Source organism: Thiocystis minor, assembly GCF_016653465.1.
Lineage (GTDB): Bacteria > Pseudomonadota > Gammaproteobacteria > Chromatiales > Chromatiaceae > Chromatium > Chromatium minus.
Genome location: NZ_NHSQ01000119.1, coordinates 1 through 17230 on the forward strand (window position 1 = coordinate 1; position 17230 = coordinate 17230).

At 61.1% G+C, this 17230-nt stretch carries 13 protein-coding genes and 1 pseudogene; 3 read left to right on the top strand and 11 right to left on the bottom strand.

Translation table 11 applies throughout. The annotated features are described in order from the left end of the window. Positions 1-455: 455 nt before the first annotated feature. From CCR95_RS16670 to CCR95_RS16720, 11 genes and pseudogenes are all read right to left on the bottom strand, one after another. Positions 456-611, bottom strand: coding sequence for a type II toxin-antitoxin system RelB/DinJ family antitoxin (locus CCR95_RS16670; protein WP_201096314.1), 156 nt, complete (start codon positions 609-611; stop codon positions 456-458). 415 nt (positions 612-1026) lie between these two features. Then, positions 1027-1323, bottom strand: coding sequence for a BrnA antitoxin family protein (locus CCR95_RS16675; protein WP_201096328.1), 297 nt, complete (start codon positions 1321-1323; stop codon positions 1027-1029). Further along, on the bottom strand, positions 1307-1582 hold the full coding sequence (locus CCR95_RS16680) for a BrnT family toxin (protein WP_201096330.1): 276 nt from the start codon (positions 1580-1582) through the stop codon (positions 1307-1309). The genes CCR95_RS16675 and CCR95_RS16680 overlap by 17 nt, the downstream gene beginning before the upstream one ends. Before the next feature lie 679 nt (positions 1583-2261). After that, positions 2262-2480: a type II toxin-antitoxin system HicB family antitoxin gene (locus CCR95_RS16685; protein WP_201096332.1), complete on the bottom strand. Its 219-nt coding sequence runs from the start codon at positions 2478-2480 to the stop codon at positions 2262-2264. A 215-nt stretch (positions 2481-2695) separates the two neighbouring features. Continuing rightward, positions 2696-3058, bottom strand: a pseudogene (locus CCR95_RS16690) (LPS biosynthesis protein WbpP); the annotation flags it as partial. A gap of 18 nt (positions 3059-3076) precedes the next feature. Further along, complete coding sequence (locus CCR95_RS16695) at positions 3077-4378, bottom strand: nucleotide sugar dehydrogenase (RefSeq protein ID WP_201096340.1); 1302 nt, start codon at positions 4376-4378, stop codon at positions 3077-3079. A 6-nt stretch (positions 4379-4384) separates the two neighbouring features. Then, entirely contained in the window at positions 4385-4921 is a 537-nt protein-coding gene (locus CCR95_RS16700; protein ID WP_201096342.1) for a hypothetical protein, read from the bottom strand. A gap of 569 nt (positions 4922-5490) precedes the next feature. Further along, the gene (locus CCR95_RS16705) at positions 5491-6744 is read right to left on the bottom strand and encodes a tetratricopeptide repeat protein (RefSeq protein ID WP_201096344.1); all 1254 of its coding nucleotides are present in this window, start codon (positions 6742-6744) and stop codon (positions 5491-5493) included. A gap of 109 nt (positions 6745-6853) precedes the next feature. Further along, complete coding sequence (locus tag CCR95_RS16710; RefSeq protein WP_201096352.1) at positions 6854-8515, bottom strand: J domain-containing protein; 1662 nt, start codon at positions 8513-8515, stop codon at positions 6854-6856. Positions 8516-8527: 12 nt separating this feature from the next. Then, positions 8528-10861 carry a GumC family protein gene (locus CCR95_RS16715; RefSeq protein ID WP_201096361.1) on the bottom strand — a complete coding sequence of 778 codons (2334 nt, stop codon included), beginning with the start codon at positions 10859-10861 and terminating at the stop codon, positions 8528-8530. Between the two features lie 110 nt (positions 10862-10971). Continuing rightward, entirely contained in the window at positions 10972-11745 is a 774-nt protein-coding gene (locus CCR95_RS16720; protein ID WP_207188658.1) for a polysaccharide biosynthesis/export family protein, read from the bottom strand. 2 nt (positions 11746-11747) lie between these two features. Between CCR95_RS16720 and CCR95_RS26135 the strand changes: the two genes are divergently transcribed. From CCR95_RS26135 to CCR95_RS16735, 3 genes are all read left to right on the top strand, one after another. After that, complete coding sequence (locus tag CCR95_RS26135) at positions 11748-13508, top strand: O-antigen ligase family protein (RefSeq protein WP_201096365.1); 1761 nt, start codon at positions 11748-11750, stop codon at positions 13506-13508. A gap of 85 nt (positions 13509-13593) precedes the next feature. After that, positions 13594-15840 (top strand): patatin-like phospholipase family protein, encoded by a 2247-nt coding sequence (locus CCR95_RS16730; RefSeq protein ID WP_201096375.1) that lies wholly within the window; start codon positions 13594-13596, stop codon positions 15838-15840. Between the two features lie 133 nt (positions 15841-15973). Beyond that, on the top strand, positions 15974-16675 hold the full coding sequence (locus CCR95_RS16735; protein ID WP_338115417.1) for a DUF3616 domain-containing protein: 702 nt from the start codon (positions 15974-15976) through the stop codon (positions 16673-16675). Positions 16676-17230: the final 555 nt, after the last annotated feature.

Consider the following 17230-nt stretch of genomic DNA (forward strand, 5'->3'; position numbering starts at 1 on the left):
CTAAGTGACGAGGCTACATCTCAGTTCGCTTGCGCTGCGGCCTGCGGTTTTGCACCCTCGGAACTCACGACCCTTGGTTACCCAAACGCCGCTCCGGGGCACTACAATGGTGTACGAGCAACTCCATCGGCTGGACTTTAACCAGCAAGTTAATCAGCCTGTTACGGCATACGGTCAGGTCTTGAAAGGAAAACCGGGGGCAAAAACCGGAGTCAGGTCTTGAAAAGCAACATCCCGAATCGTGCGTTCGGAAGTAAGCCGCGTCCTGGTGTGATCCCATCAATGCAACACCTCATCCAGACTCTGTGCCTCCAGAAGATCTTGGCGGTCATGGGCCTCGTCCCTGGAAAGCTCGAGCAAGACTCTCGATGATGGTCGTGAATTCGGTTTGCAGAGATGGCCGGTGTTTTCCTTTGGCTTCGCGTTTCAGGTCGCGCTTGAAGCTTGCCGTTTGCTTAATCGTCCGCATCCAGCAACGCTTGCAACTGATCCAGCGTGACGGTTTCCACTTGGCCCTCACGCGCGGCACGCATGGCGGCGATGGTTTCCTCGTTCGGGACGAGCGGTTCAAAGGGCAAGGCATGCTCTTGCGCCGTGCGGATCATCATCATGCGAAAGGCATTTCAGGCGGGACGGGGTATTCACCCCGTCCCGCACGTTTTGCCAACACTCGTGCATCGCGCCGAACTCCGAGGGTGCAAACGCTTCCGAACGGGGCGAATGCCCCGTCCGGCTTGAGATACAGCCGGTTCCCCAATGCGCATCTCTACGGCCACCTTGGACTGTTCAAAGTCCCAACCACCGCAGGCTGGCGATCAGCGCATGCATTGGCGTGAAGCACATCGGAAAGCCGTGTACGGGAGAACTGTATGCACGGTTTGATGAGGGAGGGCTGGTATCCTGTAACTATGGTTCGGCTAATGAGGCACCGTCAGACGAAAGGGGCGGAAACAGATAGGCCGGATCTACGGGCGCGGGATGTCTGCTCTCTACTCTACCCGGCGGTGACAGACCCCGGCCTTTCGATCAGGAGCCTTGATGGAGTTCGCGCCGAATTGTCTCTCGCACCACATCAGCGAGCGTCTGCCCCTCAACAAACTGGCGCAGCGCATCGTTCATCAACGTTTGATAATTGCCACCCAGGATCTCGGCGCGCGCTTTGAACGCGGCCAAAATCTTGTTATCCACCTGCATTAGGATCTGGGATTGGCTACCCCGCTCGGCCTGCAGCCGCACTAGGGCTGGCACCTCGGAAACGGGCTTGGCATCGGAAAAATCCAGTTCAGCATAGCGATCAAAAAGCGGGTCAGAATTGTTGTTCATAGCGGCGCCGTTGAGGTTGGTTAGCCTTCCAAGCGGAAATCAGACGAAGGTGTTCCCCTCTGAGCGTCCAGACCACCACAAGAACACGCCCCAAGCCGCCCATGCCTAGCGTCACGAAGCGCTGTTCGTTCTCCGTATCCGTCTCTTCACGGGTCAGCGCGTAGGGATCGAGCAGGACATTCCGTGCCTCATCGAAAGTCACACCCTCGTGATTGAACGGGTTGGCAGCGGCCTTGTCTGGGTCGAATTCAATCTCCATGAGGCAACATTAGGCGTCTGTGTTCGGAGATTCAAGTCGAGACCTGATTAGCAAGCTTCCTCAGCCAGACGGATCCAGCGTTCTGGGCTGGCCCGGCGGCAGAAAAAACCGGGACAGACCCTGGGGATACCTCAGGGACAGACCACGTTTTCCACTATTTTTTGTTGCTTCAGGCGGGACGGGGTATTCACCCCGTCCCGCACGTTTGGCCAACACTCGCGCATCGCGCCGAACTCCGAGGGTGGAAACGCTTCCGAACGGGGCGAATGCCCCGTCCGGCTGGCGAGTGATGACGCAGTTTTGTAGGATGGGCAAAGCGAAGCGTGCTCCCGTGCGGGCGGTCGGTCGCAAAACCGATCCCGGTCGCCACCGGCCCCTCGGGGCGCGGCGCGACCGGCGATCCATTCGCCCATGGCCGGCGCGACCCCGGCCCGTGAATCGTCAGCAGCACGGTTCGGCTGACGTGCCATCGGAAGATTTTTCGATGGCTTTAGGAACGATTCACTCCGCACCCAGGCTCTTTAGAATCTTTCTTGCCAAGGGATCCTTGATTTCAGTGTGCCGAGGCACGGCTTCGGTTTTACCGTTCGCGGGATTGATCCAAAGCGCATGCGATGCACCTTCGCGTTTCAAGTAGCAGAGCCGGCGATTCGCAACTTTCTCTCCAGGAAAAGTCTTTTCATCCAATAGCGACCGTGTCGCGAATGGCATCCTGTGGAAGTCCACGCAGGATATCCGAGGTGCGGTCCTCCAGGATCATTTCGATGGCTTGTCGCAGACTCTCCTTGGTTTCCTCTAGCGTCTCTCCTTGTCCATTCGCGCCAGGTATCTCCGGGCAAATCGCCCAAAAACCACCTTCCGGGGCTGCCTCGATAATCGCTGTGAATTCACCTTTCATGCTTGATTCTGCTCCATTTATCTTGAGCAAACTTGCTTAATGGACTGATCCGCACTTCCAGGCGGGACGGGGTATTCACCCCGTCCCGCACGTTTTGCCAACACTCGCGCATCGCGCCGAACTCCGAGGGCGGAAACGCTTCCGAACGGGGCGAATGCCCCGTCCGGCTTGAATGTCTTGCGTGTTCTTCCGTGGCGAACAATGCAAGGCGCTCATCAGCCGAGATCTTGGGAGGCAGCGCGAGTGAGATCTTCCACATACCAGGCCATCGCCTCGGCCAGCCCATCGCCCAGTCGGTGGCTGGGCGCATAGCCGAGCCGGGTCCGAGCCTTGTCGATGTCGGCCAGCGAGTGGCGCACGTCGCCCGGTCGGAAGTCGCGGTAGCGCGGGTGGATGTCGCACAGATGCGGGAAGCGGGGCGCGAGTGTCTCGCGGATGGCCGCGAAGAGCGCGTTGAGCGTGGTGCGCTCGCCGACGGCGACGTTGTAGACCTGATTGACGGCGACCGGGTCGGTGACGGTGGCGGCCAGGAGGTTGGCCTGGACGGCGTTGTCGATGTAACAGAAGTCGCGACTGGTTTCGCCGTCGCCGTCTCGTCAGGCTTTCACGATGTGCGCGGCCGGTTCGCGATAGACGCCACGGGTATCGACGATGAGCCGGGCGTGGGTCTTGATGAGGTCGTAGTCGAAGCGGTCGTGATCGGTGGCGATCAGGATGCAGTCGGCGGCGGCGAGTGTTTGAGGCGTCAGCGCGATGGAGGCGAGATCGAAGTCGTACTTGCGCATCTTGATGAACTTGGGAACATGGGGATCGGAGTAGCTGACGCTGGCTCCCTTGCTCTGGAGTTGTTCCATGATTTCGATGGCGGGTGACTCGCGCCGGTCGTCGACGTTCTTCTTGTAGGCGATCCCGAGGACCAGGATGTTGGCGTCCTTGAGCGCTTGGCCGCGCTCGTTCAGGGCGTCGGCGATCTTGCCGACCACCCAGTGCGGCATGTTGGCGTTGACCTCGCCGGCCAGCTCGATGAAGCGGGTGCTGAGTCCGTATTCGCGCGCCTTCCAGGTGAGATAGAAGGGGTCGATGGGGATGCAGTGACCGCCAAGCCCTGGGCCTGGATAGTAGGGCGTGAAGCCGAAGGGTTTGGTCGCCGCGGCGCGGATGACCTCGTGGATGTCGATGTCCATGCGGTCGCAGACGATCTTGAGCTCGTTGACCAGGCCGATGTTGACGGCGCGGTGGATGTTTTCCAGCAGTTTGGTCATCTCGGCGGCGCGCGTCGAGCTGACGGGCACCAGCCGATCGATGACCTGGGCGTAGAGCGCCAGTCCGACCTCGCGGCAGGCCGGGGTGACGCCGCCGACGACCTTCGGGATGGTGCGCGTCTGGAAGGCGGGGTTGCCGGGGTCTTCGCGTTCGGGTGAGAAGACGAGAAAAATGTCCTTTCCGACCTTGAGGCCGGTGCGCTCGATGCGCGGTCGCAGCTCTTCGTCCGTGGTGCCGGGCCAGGTGGTGCTTTCGAGGACCACGACCTGGCTCGCGCGCAGATGGGGGATGATCGACTCGGTGGTCTGGAGGACGAAGCTCAGATCCGGCTCGCGGTATCGGTTGAGCGGCGTTGGGACACAGAGGATGAGCGCGTCGCATTCGGTGGCGCGGCTGAAGTCGGTCGTGGCGCGGAAGCCGTTGGCGATGGCCCGGCCGATCTGCTCGGCGGGGATGTGCTCGATATAGCTTTGGCCTTGCTGGAGCTGTTCGACCTTGTCGGCGTCGATATCGAAGCCGAGTACGCGATAGCCGACCTCGGCGAAGCGCAGCATCAAGGGCAGGCCCACATAACCAAGGCCGAGGATGCCGATGAGGGATTCGCGACTGTTGAGGCGGGTGATCAGTTCATGCATCTGGATTCAGATCCTTTGACAAGCTCGGGACGAACGGAAAATCCTTCGCTTCATGGCGGTGAGTGACCAGCAGGCCAACACCGTCTCCCGGTATGGCCTGCCCGTGGCGGAGAACCGGCTCGCACGCGACTCGCATTCGCGCGGCCCACGCCAAGATCGCCGACTCATGGCTTTCCGAGGTTCGACCAGCGCAAACGCTGAGCACGCAATGCCGATGGGAAGCTTAATTGCTGGGTGATGTTCTGTTGTCTCGGTTGTCGTTGCTGGTGGATTCATTAAGAGCGAATACCGCGATTCCCAGGCCTGCCGCGATTGAAAGTCCGGTGGCTGCGCCAGCTGCACCAGCTGCGCCAGCTGCACCAGTTCCGCCAGCTGCACCAGCTCCGCCAACTGCACCAGCTCCGCCAGCTGCACCAGCTCCGCCAACTGCACCAGCTCCGCCAGCTCCGCCAGTTGCACCAGCTCCGCCAGTTGCACCAGCTCCGCCAGTTGCACCAGCTCCGCCAGTTGCACCAGCTCCGCCAGCTCCGCCAGCTCCGCCAACTACACCAGCTCCGTCATCTCGGTCATCTCGGTCAGTTGCGCCAAATGCGGCGAGCTGAAAACCTTGAGATGTGGGAAGAGTCTGCGAAATTGCCGTATACGGATCGATCTTTAAGCTGCCAGCGCCTTTTGCGGCGCAGGCGCTGGTGACTCCAATGCTGAGCAACTCGTCATCGGCAACGACGTACTGGCACCCGTCCTTGAATGCGATCGTGGCTTTCCCGCCCTCCAACATCATCAGGCGATCGCCTTCGCTTAAGGCCATGCCTTCGTGGCCCTTGATGTACTGGCCGCCATGGCTGACGACGACGGCAAATCCCTCGATACGGGAGAAGGCTCCGATCGGCTCGGCGGCATGGATGGTGTGACACACAAGGGTCAGTCCGAGTGCCGTAATCGTGGACTCAACGAATTTTCTCTTACACATGACTCATATCCTCTCCGAGCTTGATGATGGACTGGCGGCCAACGCGTATCCAGGAGCCATTATAGAAAAAAATGACCGACGTGCGCTGGCGAATTTGCTGGATTTTGCGATCGGCGATTTGAGGCTTCCCCCGCGAATCCGTTCACGGTTGGGGGGTGGGTAAAGCGATCCGGCGTAAGACCATCGCGTCAAACCAAGCCCCGCCTGTGATTTTGTGCTCGAACGCCTTGCTTCCGGCCGAGACGAGGCGAATTTCCTGCGCCGTGCAGGTGTCCGGGACTTGAAACTCGACGGTGAATGTCCGCCAGTCTCCCGAACCGAGAAAGCGCTCGCTATTGCCCAGCGTGTTGACGCTTGGGGTTGTGCATTGAATCCTCCACTGAAGCCCACCAAGGCTTTCCAGGCTGTCGGTTCGTACCTTTCCGGTCAGGCGATAGGTCGCGGCGTTCAGAAAGAGCGGTTGGTAAACATGCGCGAAACGCCCCTCTCTGTGCTTGAAGATCAGGTGCAGCGCTCTGTTGCCGTGGACATCGTAGGTCTTTGCGGTCTCGACAGTAACGTTGGCGGTTTGCGCGATGTGCCAGTCGAAGCCGCTATTGCTTGGCTCCAGTTCAAAGCTGCCGTTGTTGATCATGCCGAGCTGCGACCTTTCGGTTGCGTTCAGTCCGTTCACCCAGGCGAGGTAGGCCTCGGTGAGCTCGCCCTCCTTTTGAAGGCGTGCCATGTAGGCTTTGCGCTCTTGCGGGGTGATTGGCGTGCCCGCTGCGTTGCGTCGCATGGCATAGAGCGCGCGAACGGTTTCCAGATGAAGCGCGCGCCGCGCCAGATCGGCGAAGAAGGGCTCCCACCAGGTTGGCGGCGAGGTGGCGAATGATCTGAAAAAGCCCAGTGTTTCGGGATTTTCCGCAATGTTGAGGAAGAGCGGAAAGAGCGTTGATCTTTCGGTTGGTTGTGCTTCTAGCGCGTGCGACCAATGCTGCATGGCTTGTTCCAGATCGCCTTTGGATATCCAATAGCCCGCGACTTCCTTGCGGATGACTGAATCCGCGGGATTGAGCTTGGTGGCCTGAGACAGGAGGGCTTGCGCTTGACTTGGTTTCCCCTGGGAATCGGCGAGCTTGGCGAGCGCGATCAAGGGACGCACCTCGGCGGGATTGTTCGCGTAGGCTTCTTTCAACAGCACGACGCCTTGATCGGGATCCTGATCGATCCGCGCGAGCGCGACACGATAGGCCGCCTTGGGTTGGTTTGCCTGCCAAGCCAATGCTTTGTCAGCCGCGCCGGGATCGCCTTCGCGTAGTCGATCCACGTAGTGTTCTGAGATCCCCAGCGCGACGATGCGCCAGACGAGTAGACCCGTGACGCAGAGCAGCAGGGTGCGCGCAATCAATTTCAAAGGTGTTGTTCCTATGGTCACTGCGAAAGTCACGTCGCGGGCGCTCCGAATCTCTTGGCTTTCTCGTTGGCGAACGCTGATGGAGACATCGATTGAAGGCGGCGCGGCGCTATATGCCTTCGTGGAGCGAATACAGCATCTTGGAAATTCTGAGTTCCCCCTGCGATCGGATCAGCTCGAACTCCAAGGTGCCGCCGAAGTGGCGCAAGTGCGAGGCGCCTTTTTCTCTGATGGTCACGCTGGCCTGTGATTTGCCGATGAGCTTTCCGTCGCTCGTGGATTTCCAGATCGTCTGGCGAACGTCAAGTTTCTGTTCAGAGGCTTGCTGAAAAAAATCGCTGTAGTCCTTGCGGATAAAGGCGGCACCCCTGCCTTCATTGACTTGGGCGTCCGAGGTAAACAGATTGACGAAGCCTCCAACATCTCCACGCTGGTAGGCGCCCGCCAACCGCTGGATAAGCCTGTTGGCCTCTGTCCGCTGGATCTCTGCGCGCTGCGCTCCCGCCCGCTGGGCCTCGGCGCGTTGGGCCTCTGCTCGCAGTGCCTCTGTTCGTTGCGTCTCTGCTCGCTCCGCTTCGGCGCGTTGCGTTTTTGCCCGTTGCGCCTCCGCTCGCTGGCTCTCGGCGCGTTGCGCTTCCGCTCGTTGAGCCTCCGCTTCTGCTCGTTGCGTTTCCGCTCGCTGGCTTTCGGCGCGTTGCGCTTTTGCCCGTTGCGCCTCCGCTCGCTCCGCTTCGGCGCGTTGCGCTTTTGCCCGTTGCGCCTCCGCTCGCTGGCTCTCGGCGCGTTGCGCCTCCGCTCGCAGCCTCTCGGCGCGTTGCGCTTCCGCCCGTTGCGTCTCCGCTCGCTGGATCTCGGCGCGTTGCGCTTCCGCCCGTTGCGCCTCGGCTCGCTCCGCTTCGGCGCGTTGTGCTTCCGCCCGTTGATCCTCCGCTCGCTGAGCTTCGGCGCGTTGGACCTCTGCCCGTTGCGCCTCCGCTCGCTCCGCTTCGGCGCGTTCTGCCGCCGCTCTCAGGGTCTCGACGCGCTGTGTCTCCGCGCCTTGGGCGTCTCCCGCGCTCGTCTCCCGAGACAGATCATTCGGTTTCGGAGTCATTCCGCTGCTTGTCTCGGGGGTGGCTCGAATGGACGGTGCCGTGCCGATCCGTTGCGGCAACACAAGCACGCTAACCGCTAGGACAAACCCGATCAGCGATCCAACGGAAACCACTTGCCATGTCCTCGCGGCGGTGCGTGTTGATCGCAGGTCGTCGGATGGCGTGAAGATCGGATCGGATGGCAGGAAGAAGGTGCGAGCGTTCGGTTGCGGGTAGACCGGTCTGTCGATGCTTGTCAAGTGCGCGTCATACCGCTGCCGGCTGTCCGTGTCGCGTAGCGTGCTGTAAGCGTCATTGATGCGAGCGGTGAAGGAGTAGTCGAGCTCTGCTTCGTCAGAGGGGCGGTCCGGATGAAAGAGTCGTACCAGCAGTTGATAGTGCAGGCGCACTGTCGCTTCGGAGGCGTGCCGGGAAAGGCCGAGGAGACGGTAGTGATCGGCTTCCGGGAGCAAAAGAACCTGGCGGATGAAGAAGCGCGCGGCCTTCTCGATGTCGGCGGGTTTCTGACCGAGTTTGAGGGCCGCGGACTCGATGTTTTGGGGCGAGAGAGCGGCCGCGAAATCAATCAGCAGAGTGTCGAAGACGTCGGGAAGCGGCTGCTTCGGCTCGGTCAGATGCCGATAGCGCAGTGGATGCCGATAAAAATCGAGTGCAAGGATGAGGAGTTCGGGCGCCATCGCGGTGAGCCGTCAAGACATCGCCTCTTGCGGCGGTTCAATCAACGGATCATTTTTGGCGCCGTAGTTGTAGGTGTAGTGGTAGTCATAGCCATAGCCATAGCCATAGCCATAGCCATAGCCATAGCCAGAACCCGCCTTGCCGAATTTTGTCAGGACGGCGCCGAGCAGGTTGACGTTGGCGTCGCGCAGCCGCTTCATGGAGCCCTCCAGCGCGCCGATGCGCGTGACGCCCGCATCCACGGTGAAGATGGTTGCCTTGGCGAGACTGGCGAGCACCAGGGCGTCCGCGAGACCGATGATCGGCGGACCGTCGAGGAGCACATAGTCGAAACGCTCGGCGGTGAGGCGGACGAGATCCAGCATTTTGGCGCTGGACAGAAGCTCAACCGGATTCGGCGGCAGGGGACCGCTGGTCATGACGAAGAGACCTTTGACTTGCGTCGGTTTTGCAATCTCCGCTGGCTTGGCGTCGCTCGCGAGATAATTCGTCAGTCCAGTGGAATTGGGTAGCGTAAACGCTTTGTGCAGTGACGGGTTGCGTAAGTCACCGTCGATCAGGAGCACTTTGCTCCCCGTTTGAGCGAAGGTGATGGCAGTGCTGGTGGCGAGAGTCGTTTTGCCTTCGCCTGGGCTGGAGCTGGTGATGTGGATGACTTTGGGCGCACCCTCGGCGGTTGAGAAGACCAGCGACGTTCGGAGCGAACGGAAGGCTTCCGACAAGGGGCTTTTGGGGTCTTTGTGCGCGAGCAGCGCGATGTCGTTCGCCGCGCTATTGTGTGTCTGCGGTTGGATGTACGGGATGATCCCGAGCACCGGGGCGCCGACCCGCTTCTCCACGTCGGCGCTGGTCTTGATCGTGTCGTCGAGCGTCTCGAACAGGAACGCAAGCAGTACGCCGCCGAACAGGCCGAGGGCGATGGCGATGGCGAGATTCAGTTTGGTTGAGGGCTTGTATTTATTCCGCGGTACCTCCGCGGCGTCGACGACCGCGATATTGTTGGAGCCGATCCCCGCGACCACCCCGACTTCCTTCATGCGCTGAAGGAGCCCGTCGTAGAGTTCGCGATTCGTGTCGACCTCTCGCTTGAGGGTCTGGTAGTCGGTGCTGCGGTCCTGCAGGCTGAGGATCTCTTGCTTGATCTCGCTGGTCCGCTGGGTGAGCTTGGCTTCTTGCCGGACCTTGGCCTCGAAGATGGTTTTCACCGATCCGGCGATCGCCGCCGACTCCGCGTGGATCTGCTGGCTGGCCTCGGCGATCTGGCGCTGGAGTTCCTGCATCGTGGGGTAGCCGGGCTTGAACAGCTTGAGTTGCTCCTGATAGCGCGTCTCCAGTTCCGCCTTGCGCTCCTTGAGCTTCTGGATCAGGGGGCTGTCGATCACGGTCCCGGTGTTGAATGCGCCGTTGTCCAGGAGCCCCTGATACTCCGCCTCGGCCTTGATCCGCTCGGCTTCGGCCTTGATCAACTCCGTGCTCATTTCGTCGAGTTTTTTCAGGTAAATCGCGACCCGATCGTCCAAGTTGACAATCTCGCGTTCGCGCGCATACGTCAGCAACCGCTGCTCCGAATCTTCAAGATTGGCCCGGATTTGCTGGATCTGCTCTGCGAGGAAGGTTTTGGCATAGGACGTTGCCTCAAAACGCCGCTCCAGACTCGTGTTGACGAAATTGCTGGCCACGGCATTCGCGATCGCCGCGGCTTCCTTTGGATCCGGGCTATCGTAATACAGGCGCACGAGCCGTGAGTTCCTGAGCGGCTCAACGGTTAGATTGGCCAGGAAACGCGATTCCAGACCGGGCGCCCTCTGCCCCTCCGGCGCTTCGTCTTCCGGCGCTTCGCCGCTGGCCATCCAGCCTGTCAGGGTCTCGGACAGACCGGAGAGAAAAGAGTCTTTTTTCTCGCTGACGAAGTTCGGCGATGACTCCAGTCCGAGCTGGTCGATGATCCGGCGCGCAAGGCTGCGGCTTTTCAGTAATTCGTATTGCGTTTGGTAAAAATCCTTGGACGACGGGTCCAGCTCCGTCGGGGTGACGCTTTGATATTCCACCACCTTGTTGTCTTCGCGTTCAATCTGGAGCAGGAGCGTCGCGCGGTAGATCGGGACCGCCAGAAAGCTGTAGAGCAGGGCGACGACCGTCGTCACGGCCACGGCCGTGACAATGGTCCAGCGGCGTCGCACGAGCAGATTCCAGATCTCGCGCAGATCGATGACATCCTCGCTCTCCGGCTCTGCCTTGGCGGCCTGGAGCATCCCACTGAGTCGCTGAAGCTCCTTGCGCTGTGTCGCGAGTTCAAGCTGGTAATTCGGCGGGATCGCGCCTTCAGCGTTGTTTCCGTTTGTCATTCTGGTGCTTCAGCCTCGAATCAATGGTAAACCGCGTTCAGAGTGACCGGCGTCGTTTCGAATGGTCGGCCAGAGGGGCGACAACCGGTCAGCGCTGGAGCTGACGCGGTTTAGATCGGCCGCACGAATCCGCGGATGGTGCCCGTCACGTTCTTGATCAGCGCGGCGCTGCCCGACTGCGGGATCACGATTCGGTCATCGCCGATCACCACGGGATCTTGAAGGTCGCCTTCCTGGATCATTTTGAGGTTGACGACGTAGGCCTGCGCAGGGCCACCCTGGCCCCTGAAGATGACCACTTCCTTGGTATTCGCTAACTCGTCGACCCCTCCCGCCAGTGCGACCGCCTGCAGCAGTGTGGTGTAACCCGTCAGGGGAAAGACTCCAGGCGATTTCACGGAACCTGTGACGGTCACCTTTTGGCTGGCGTATTCCTCGACGAAAATATTGACTTGTGGATCCTGTAAATAATCTTTTCCCAAAATGTCGGTAAGCCTGTCTTCCGCTTCCTGTGGAGTCAGGCCGGCGACCATCACGGAGCCAATCAGCGGCATGACGATGCTGCCATCCTGGCTGACGCGCTCCTTGCTCGATAATTCGTCCACCCGAAACACCTCAACCTTGAGCAGATCCTGTGGACCAATGCGGTAGGTGGTGTTGGCGCCTGGGGCGGGAGGGAGGCCGAGCACCATGGACATGGGGCCGGCTGGCTGGGTGTCGGGAACCATCTGGGAAGGTGGGACGCTTGCGACTGCATTGCCGGCATAGGAGCTGGCGGACAAACTCACTCTGGAATTGGCCGACGAACTCACTCTGGGCGTTGCGCATGCCAGCAGGCTTGCACAGATCAAGGCGGCGAGGACGAACCGGAGTGGCTTAATCATGGGTGTTTGCGAGGAAGCTGAAAGCATGGGAGGTGAGGTGTATCCACGGCGGGTGCGTGTGGCAATGCGTACTCGAATACGCTAGCATAATCGCCTGCTTTAGTCTGGCAATTTTAAGAGTTTTTAACTTGGCATATTCACCTCGTGATTTGGCGGAACCTGACCTTGTGGATTTTTTGGTTCAAGAGGATTCGCCATCGATCAATGACTTTATGAGGACCATCCGGCAAGATCAAGACGCGAAGTTTCAATCCGAGAGGGCGCACGCAGAATCAATGGCCCAACCAGCGGTTACCGCGCTTTTGGCTTTACTCTTGTTGGTCGCTCCCTTGTTTCGTTCCGGACAGCCTCCGCTCGCGCTCCTCTTCCTGGAGCTGCTGGCGCTTGTGACACTGGCGGTTGTGTTGTGGAATCGCCCCCGCGGAGTGCTGACGGCGCGCGAATTCCTTGCGCTGGGACTGCTTCTGATCATCCCGCTGCTTTACCTGATTCCCCTGCCTGTCTCGGTTGGCAATGTGCTGCCGGGGCGCGAGACCTATCTTGTCTCACTGTCCCTGCTCGGTCTTGACCGCTTTCCCGTGAGCCTTAACCTTTCGATCGTGCCGCTGGAGACGCAATCCGCGTTTCTCGCGCTGCTGTTGCCGGTCGCCGTGTTCGTGGGTACGCGAGCGCTGGACTCGAAGCGTATTGTCACGCTCGTGCTGCTGCTCATCGGGATCGTGGCGGCGGAGGCCATCCTTGGTTTGATGCAATTTGGCGGAGGGAAGGAAAGCGGCCTCTATCTGGGGATGGAGTCGGCGAGCTTCGGGAGTGCCGTGGGCACCTATACCAATCGCAACCACTTGGCCGGACTCATTGAAATGGTCCTGCCGGTGACGCTTGCGCTCTTTCTCTATTCCATGGGCCGTCACGACCACGAACGGATCCGCGATTGGCGCCGTCGCGTGTCTTTCTTCGGCTCCATGCGAGGTCACGCGGCCTTCGTTTACGCGGTCCTGGCCATGCTTCTGCTCGTTGGCATGATTTTTACCCGCTCTCGCGCCGGTATTGCGCTCACCATGCTGGGCGTGCTGCTGGCGACATTGGTGTTTTCGCGGCGGATTGGCGGGGATAATGTCTACGGGCCGGCGGGGACGGTCATCGCCTTTGCGCTGGGATTCGGCATCGTGATCGGCCTGGCTCCCGTGTTCGATCGTTTTGCCGAGATGGATCCCATGGAGGATCTCCGCTGGACGATGTTTTCGGCGACCATCGACGGGATTGGCGCCTTTTTCCCGCTGGGCAGTGGCCCAGGAACCTATGCGGCTGTTTTCCCTGCTTTTCAGCCAGTCGATCTCGGTCAGTGGTTCGTGAATTATGCGCACAATGACTACCTTCAATGGCTGTTCGAGGGCGGTCTGGCCGCCGCGCTCCTGATTGCGTGGCTGCTCGGTCTGTATTTTTTCCAGTGGGTGAAGGTCTGGACGCGGGATGTCTGGTCGAGATTTCGTTTTGTCCAGGTGGGCGCGGGGATCGGTCTTTTTCTTATGCTGCTTCACTCATTGGTGGACTACAACCTGCATATGCCTGCGAACATGGTTTATTTTGCCTTTCTCGCGGGGATTTTTTTCAGCGATAGTCACGCGGAAGCCGCGATTGCAAGGCGGCGGCGCCGGAAGCGTCACACGCCTGATCTGGTGGTCGGTTCGCCTCAAACGAATGCGGGTTCGGTTCAACCGTCTGGTCCGCATCCCGAGCAAATTCCGAACCCGCTCCTTGACTGAGACGAGCATGATGCGCCGATCGTCGCGCGCTCTTCGAGAGACGGATTGCCGACGTCTCTTGCCCACTGGATTCTGGCGAGATCTTATGAGACGAACTCTATTTGCTTCTTTTGCAATCCTGTTCGTGGCACTGTCGTTGGCGGTCCCATCGGGCGCGCCGGTCGCCGCTGGCGGCGATCCGTCGCGTCCCCGCATCGGCCTGGTGCTGGCCGGCGGCGGCGCGAAAGGCTCGGCGCACATCGGCGTGCTCAAGGTTCTGGAAGAACTGCGCATCCCGATCCATGCCATCGCGGGCACCAGCATGGGTTCATTGGTGGGCGGGGTCTATGCGGCAGGCGTGCCGGCGGATGAGCTGGAACGGCGGGTGACGCAGGTGGACTGGGGCAACCTCTTCGACGACAACCCGCCGCGCGAGGAGTGGCCGGCGCGGCGCAAGGAGACGTCCTTTAACCCGACCTGGAATTTCACGATCGGGGTGCGCGAAGGCAATCTGCGACTGCCCAAGGGCGCCATCTCGGGTCAGAAGGTTCAATTATTCTTCAACGATCTGGTCAAGGGCGTGGAAACGGCGCCGGACTTCGATGCGCTGCCGATCCCGTTCCGCGCCGTTGCCACCAATCTGGAGAATGGCGAGATGGTGGTCTTCAAGAGCGGGCCGCTGCCGGTCGCCATGCGCGCCAGCATGGCGGTGCCCGGCGTGTTCGCGCCCATGGAATGGGAGGGACGCATCTACGTGGACGGCGGGCTGGTGCGCAACCTGCCGGTCGACGTGGCGCGGTCGATGGGGGTCGATACGCTTATCGTGGTCAACCTGGGATCCGGGTTTCTCCCGCGCGAGCAGCTTGGCAGTATTCTCGGCGTCACCGGTCAGATGATCGCCATCCTGACCGAGCAGAACGTGGCAACGTCGCTTAAGGAGATCGATCCCCGTCGCGACGTGCTGATCCTCCCGAACCTGGGTAACATCGGCTCCGGCGATTTCGCGCGTGCCACCGAGGCGATCGCCACCGGCGTGACGGCGGCTCGCAAGGCGGCCCCCAGTCTGCGGCGCTACAGCTTGAGCGAGGCTGAATACGCGGCCTGGAAGCGGGAGCGTTTTGGCCCCGGCCAACCGGTGCAGCGGGTGGGCGAGGTGCAGATCGCGGGGCTGGAGCGGGTGAACACCGGCGTCTTCGAGGGTCTGATCGAGAACCAGTCGAATCGGCCCTTCGACCGCACGCGGCTGGACGAGGAAATCCAGAAGGTCTACGGACGCGGCGATTTCGAACGGATCAGCTACCGCTTCGAGCCCCAGCACGACGGCTCCGATCTGCTCATCGTCGATGCGGTCGAGAAGGCGTGGGGGCCGGGTTATCTGGGATTCGGGCTGGGTCTGGCATCCGACAATCAGGGCGACAGCCGTTTCGGACTGCGCGCCACCTACGATCAGACCTGGGTCAACCGGCTTGGGGCCGAATGGAGCACCGAGCTGACGCTTGGCAATGCACCCAGTCTTCACACTGAATTCTATCAGCCGCTGGATCTCGACCGAGCCGCCTTCGTCGCGCCTTTTCTGGATTACAGCCAGAGTCCGTACAGCGTCTTTGTCGGGGATCAGCGGGTGGCGCGCTACGATGTGACGCGGGTTCGGGTCGGCGCGGATGTGGGTACCACGCTGCGGGGCGTGGAGTTGCGGGTCGGTCCCTATCTCGGCCAAACCGAGGTTGCGCTGGACACCGGCTCGCTCGAACTTCCGGAGGATCGCATCACCGATACCGGCGTGCGTGGGCGCATCGCCTACGACACGCTCGACAGCGCCGGGGCGCCGCGCTCGGGTATCCGGCTCGCACTGGAGTCGCTGAGTCCGCTGCACGCGCTGGGGGCGGATGTCGACTACACGCGCGCGCTGCTGAGCGCCACCACCGCCCACAGTTTCGGAGCCAATACGATCACCGCCAAACTCCGGGCCGGAAGCAGCTTCGGCGCCACCATGCCGTATTACGACCAGTTTCCGCTAGGTGGCTTTCTCAAACTCTCCGGCTTCGCCAATGAGCAGTTTCGCGGCAACGACATGGCCTTTGGCGCGCTCGCCTATTACCGCCAGATCGCCTCGCTGCCGCCGCCGATCGGTCGCGGGCTCTTCTTGGGCGCCTCGCTGGAGGCCGGCTGGCTTTCGGACGGCGTCGTCCAAAACCCGAGAACGGGCGAGGATGTGCTCATGAGCCCGGAGGAGACCCGTTTCGGCGGGAGCGTCTTCTTCGGCTCGGATACCTGGATCGGCCCGGCCTATCTGGGGCTCGGGTTGTCGGAGACCGGCGACAGTACGATCTATGTGCTGATCGGGAATCCGTAAGGTAAAGACTGTCGGCGAGGATGCTGACCGGGATTCGTTCGATCGAGTCGCTCGGGATGATGGGCTGAATAAATGATCCTTGGGCTGACGCCCAAACTCCGGGAGTCCCCGGGAACGGCGGGTAGCGCGACTGATCGCCCGCATTCCCGTCGAGGACAGCGGCGAAACTTTCGCGCTGGCGAAAAAGACCCGACGGAAAGACAAGGAACTCACCGCCGCCCAACTGCGTGGCGATCAGCAAGGTAACGTGCTGACCGAATCGCTACGGGAAGATAAACATCTGGGGCCGTTCCTGGCGATTCCGGGCAAGGACAATGGCTTTGACATCGAAGGTCTGGCCGTTGTCGGCGAGCGCCTGTTTCTCGGTCTGCGCGGGCCGGTTCTGCGTGGCTGGGCGGTGGTTCTGGAAGTGGAAGTCGCCATGGATGACGATGATCCGGCGAGGCTGGGCCTAAAGGCCATCGGTGAGGCGAATGGGCCTTATCGCAAGCATTTTCTCCATCTGGGCGGTCTCGGCATCCGCGATCTGTGCGTGTCTGGCGCCGACTTGCTGATCCTGGCCGGACCGAGCATGGATCTCGACGGGCCGGTGGCGATCTTCCGTTGGCCCGGCGGCGCCAAGCCCGATGACGCGTCCATCGTTCCCGCCGACCGACTGGAGCGGCTGGTAGACGTGCCTTACGGTCGAGGCAGCGACCGCGCCGAGGGCGTGGCCTGGTTTACCGATGACAGCCAATCCCGTCGGATGCTGGTGGTGTACGATGCAGCCGCTGATCATCGCCAACCGGACGATCACTCGATAGTGGCCGACCTCTTCATGCTCCCCGCGATGTGAGTCACGCGGCGGTGTGTCCCGGCAGATCCAGAAACGCCCGCTGAGAGTCGGTGCTTGCAGAGCCAGAAGATGTCAACCCGACCCGCGTTGAAATCGCCTGGCGTGGTGTCCGATGGGGTCAGGCGATTCCTTCGGCTCCTCATCGGTCTCTTCGCCCTGCGCCAAGTTGATGCCTTGCTTGGCGAGATCGCGCAGATCGCCGACGACGAGCCCGTCTCACCTTGTCCGCTGCCGCACGGATCAAGGGTCTTGCCGGTTAGGGTGCTCCATTGCTGGAGGGACAACAGGCTGTCATGATCAACTCAGGCTCAGGATAACGCTTCGGGTGGTCGCCATTCCCCGCTGTCGATGTCGAGCGTCGCCTGATGGCGCACGCCGATGTCCACCCAAATCCGCCCGATGCGCAGACAGTCTCGCAAGCTCAAGGCCGGTGCGACAGACGATGTCGCCAAGGAGCGGGGCCGTCGTTCACCGCTCGCGCGTCCAGTTGGCTCCGCGATACACGCGGACCGCATTACCGCGTTCGAGTTGGGTGTGCTGTCGCCAGCGCTGGTC

Bases quoted from the DNA above. Each gene is read 5' to 3' on its own strand.
- CCR95_RS16695 (WP_201096340.1), bottom strand. From the start codon at position 4,378: ATGCATGAACTGATCACCCGCCTCAACAGTCGCGAATCCCTCATCGGC.
- CCR95_RS16730 (WP_201096375.1), top strand. From the start codon at position 13,594: ATGAGACGAACTCTATTTGCTTCTTTTGCAATCCTGTTCGTGGCACTG.
- CCR95_RS16670 (WP_201096314.1), bottom strand. From the start codon at position 611: ATGATGATGATCCGCACGGCGCAAGAGCATGCCTTGCCCTTTGAACCG.
- CCR95_RS16685 (WP_201096332.1), bottom strand. From the start codon at position 2,480: ATGAAAGGTGAATTCACAGCGATTATCGAGGCAGCCCCGGAAGGTGGT.
- CCR95_RS16680 (WP_201096330.1), bottom strand. From the start codon at position 1,582: ATGGAGATTGAATTCGACCCAGACAAGGCCGCTGCCAACCCGTTCAAT.
- CCR95_RS16715 (WP_201096361.1), bottom strand. From the start codon at position 10,861: ATGACAAACGGAAACAACGCTGAAGGCGCGATCCCGCCGAATTACCAG.
- CCR95_RS16720 (WP_207188658.1), bottom strand. From the start codon at position 11,745: ATGATTAAGCCACTCCGGTTCGTCCTCGCCGCCTTGATCTGTGCAAGC.
- CCR95_RS16710 (WP_201096352.1), bottom strand. From the start codon at position 8,515: ATGGCGCCCGAACTCCTCATCCTTGCACTCGATTTTTATCGGCATCCA.
- CCR95_RS16675 (WP_201096328.1), bottom strand. From the start codon at position 1,323: ATGAACAACAATTCTGACCCGCTTTTTGATCGCTATGCTGAACTGGAT.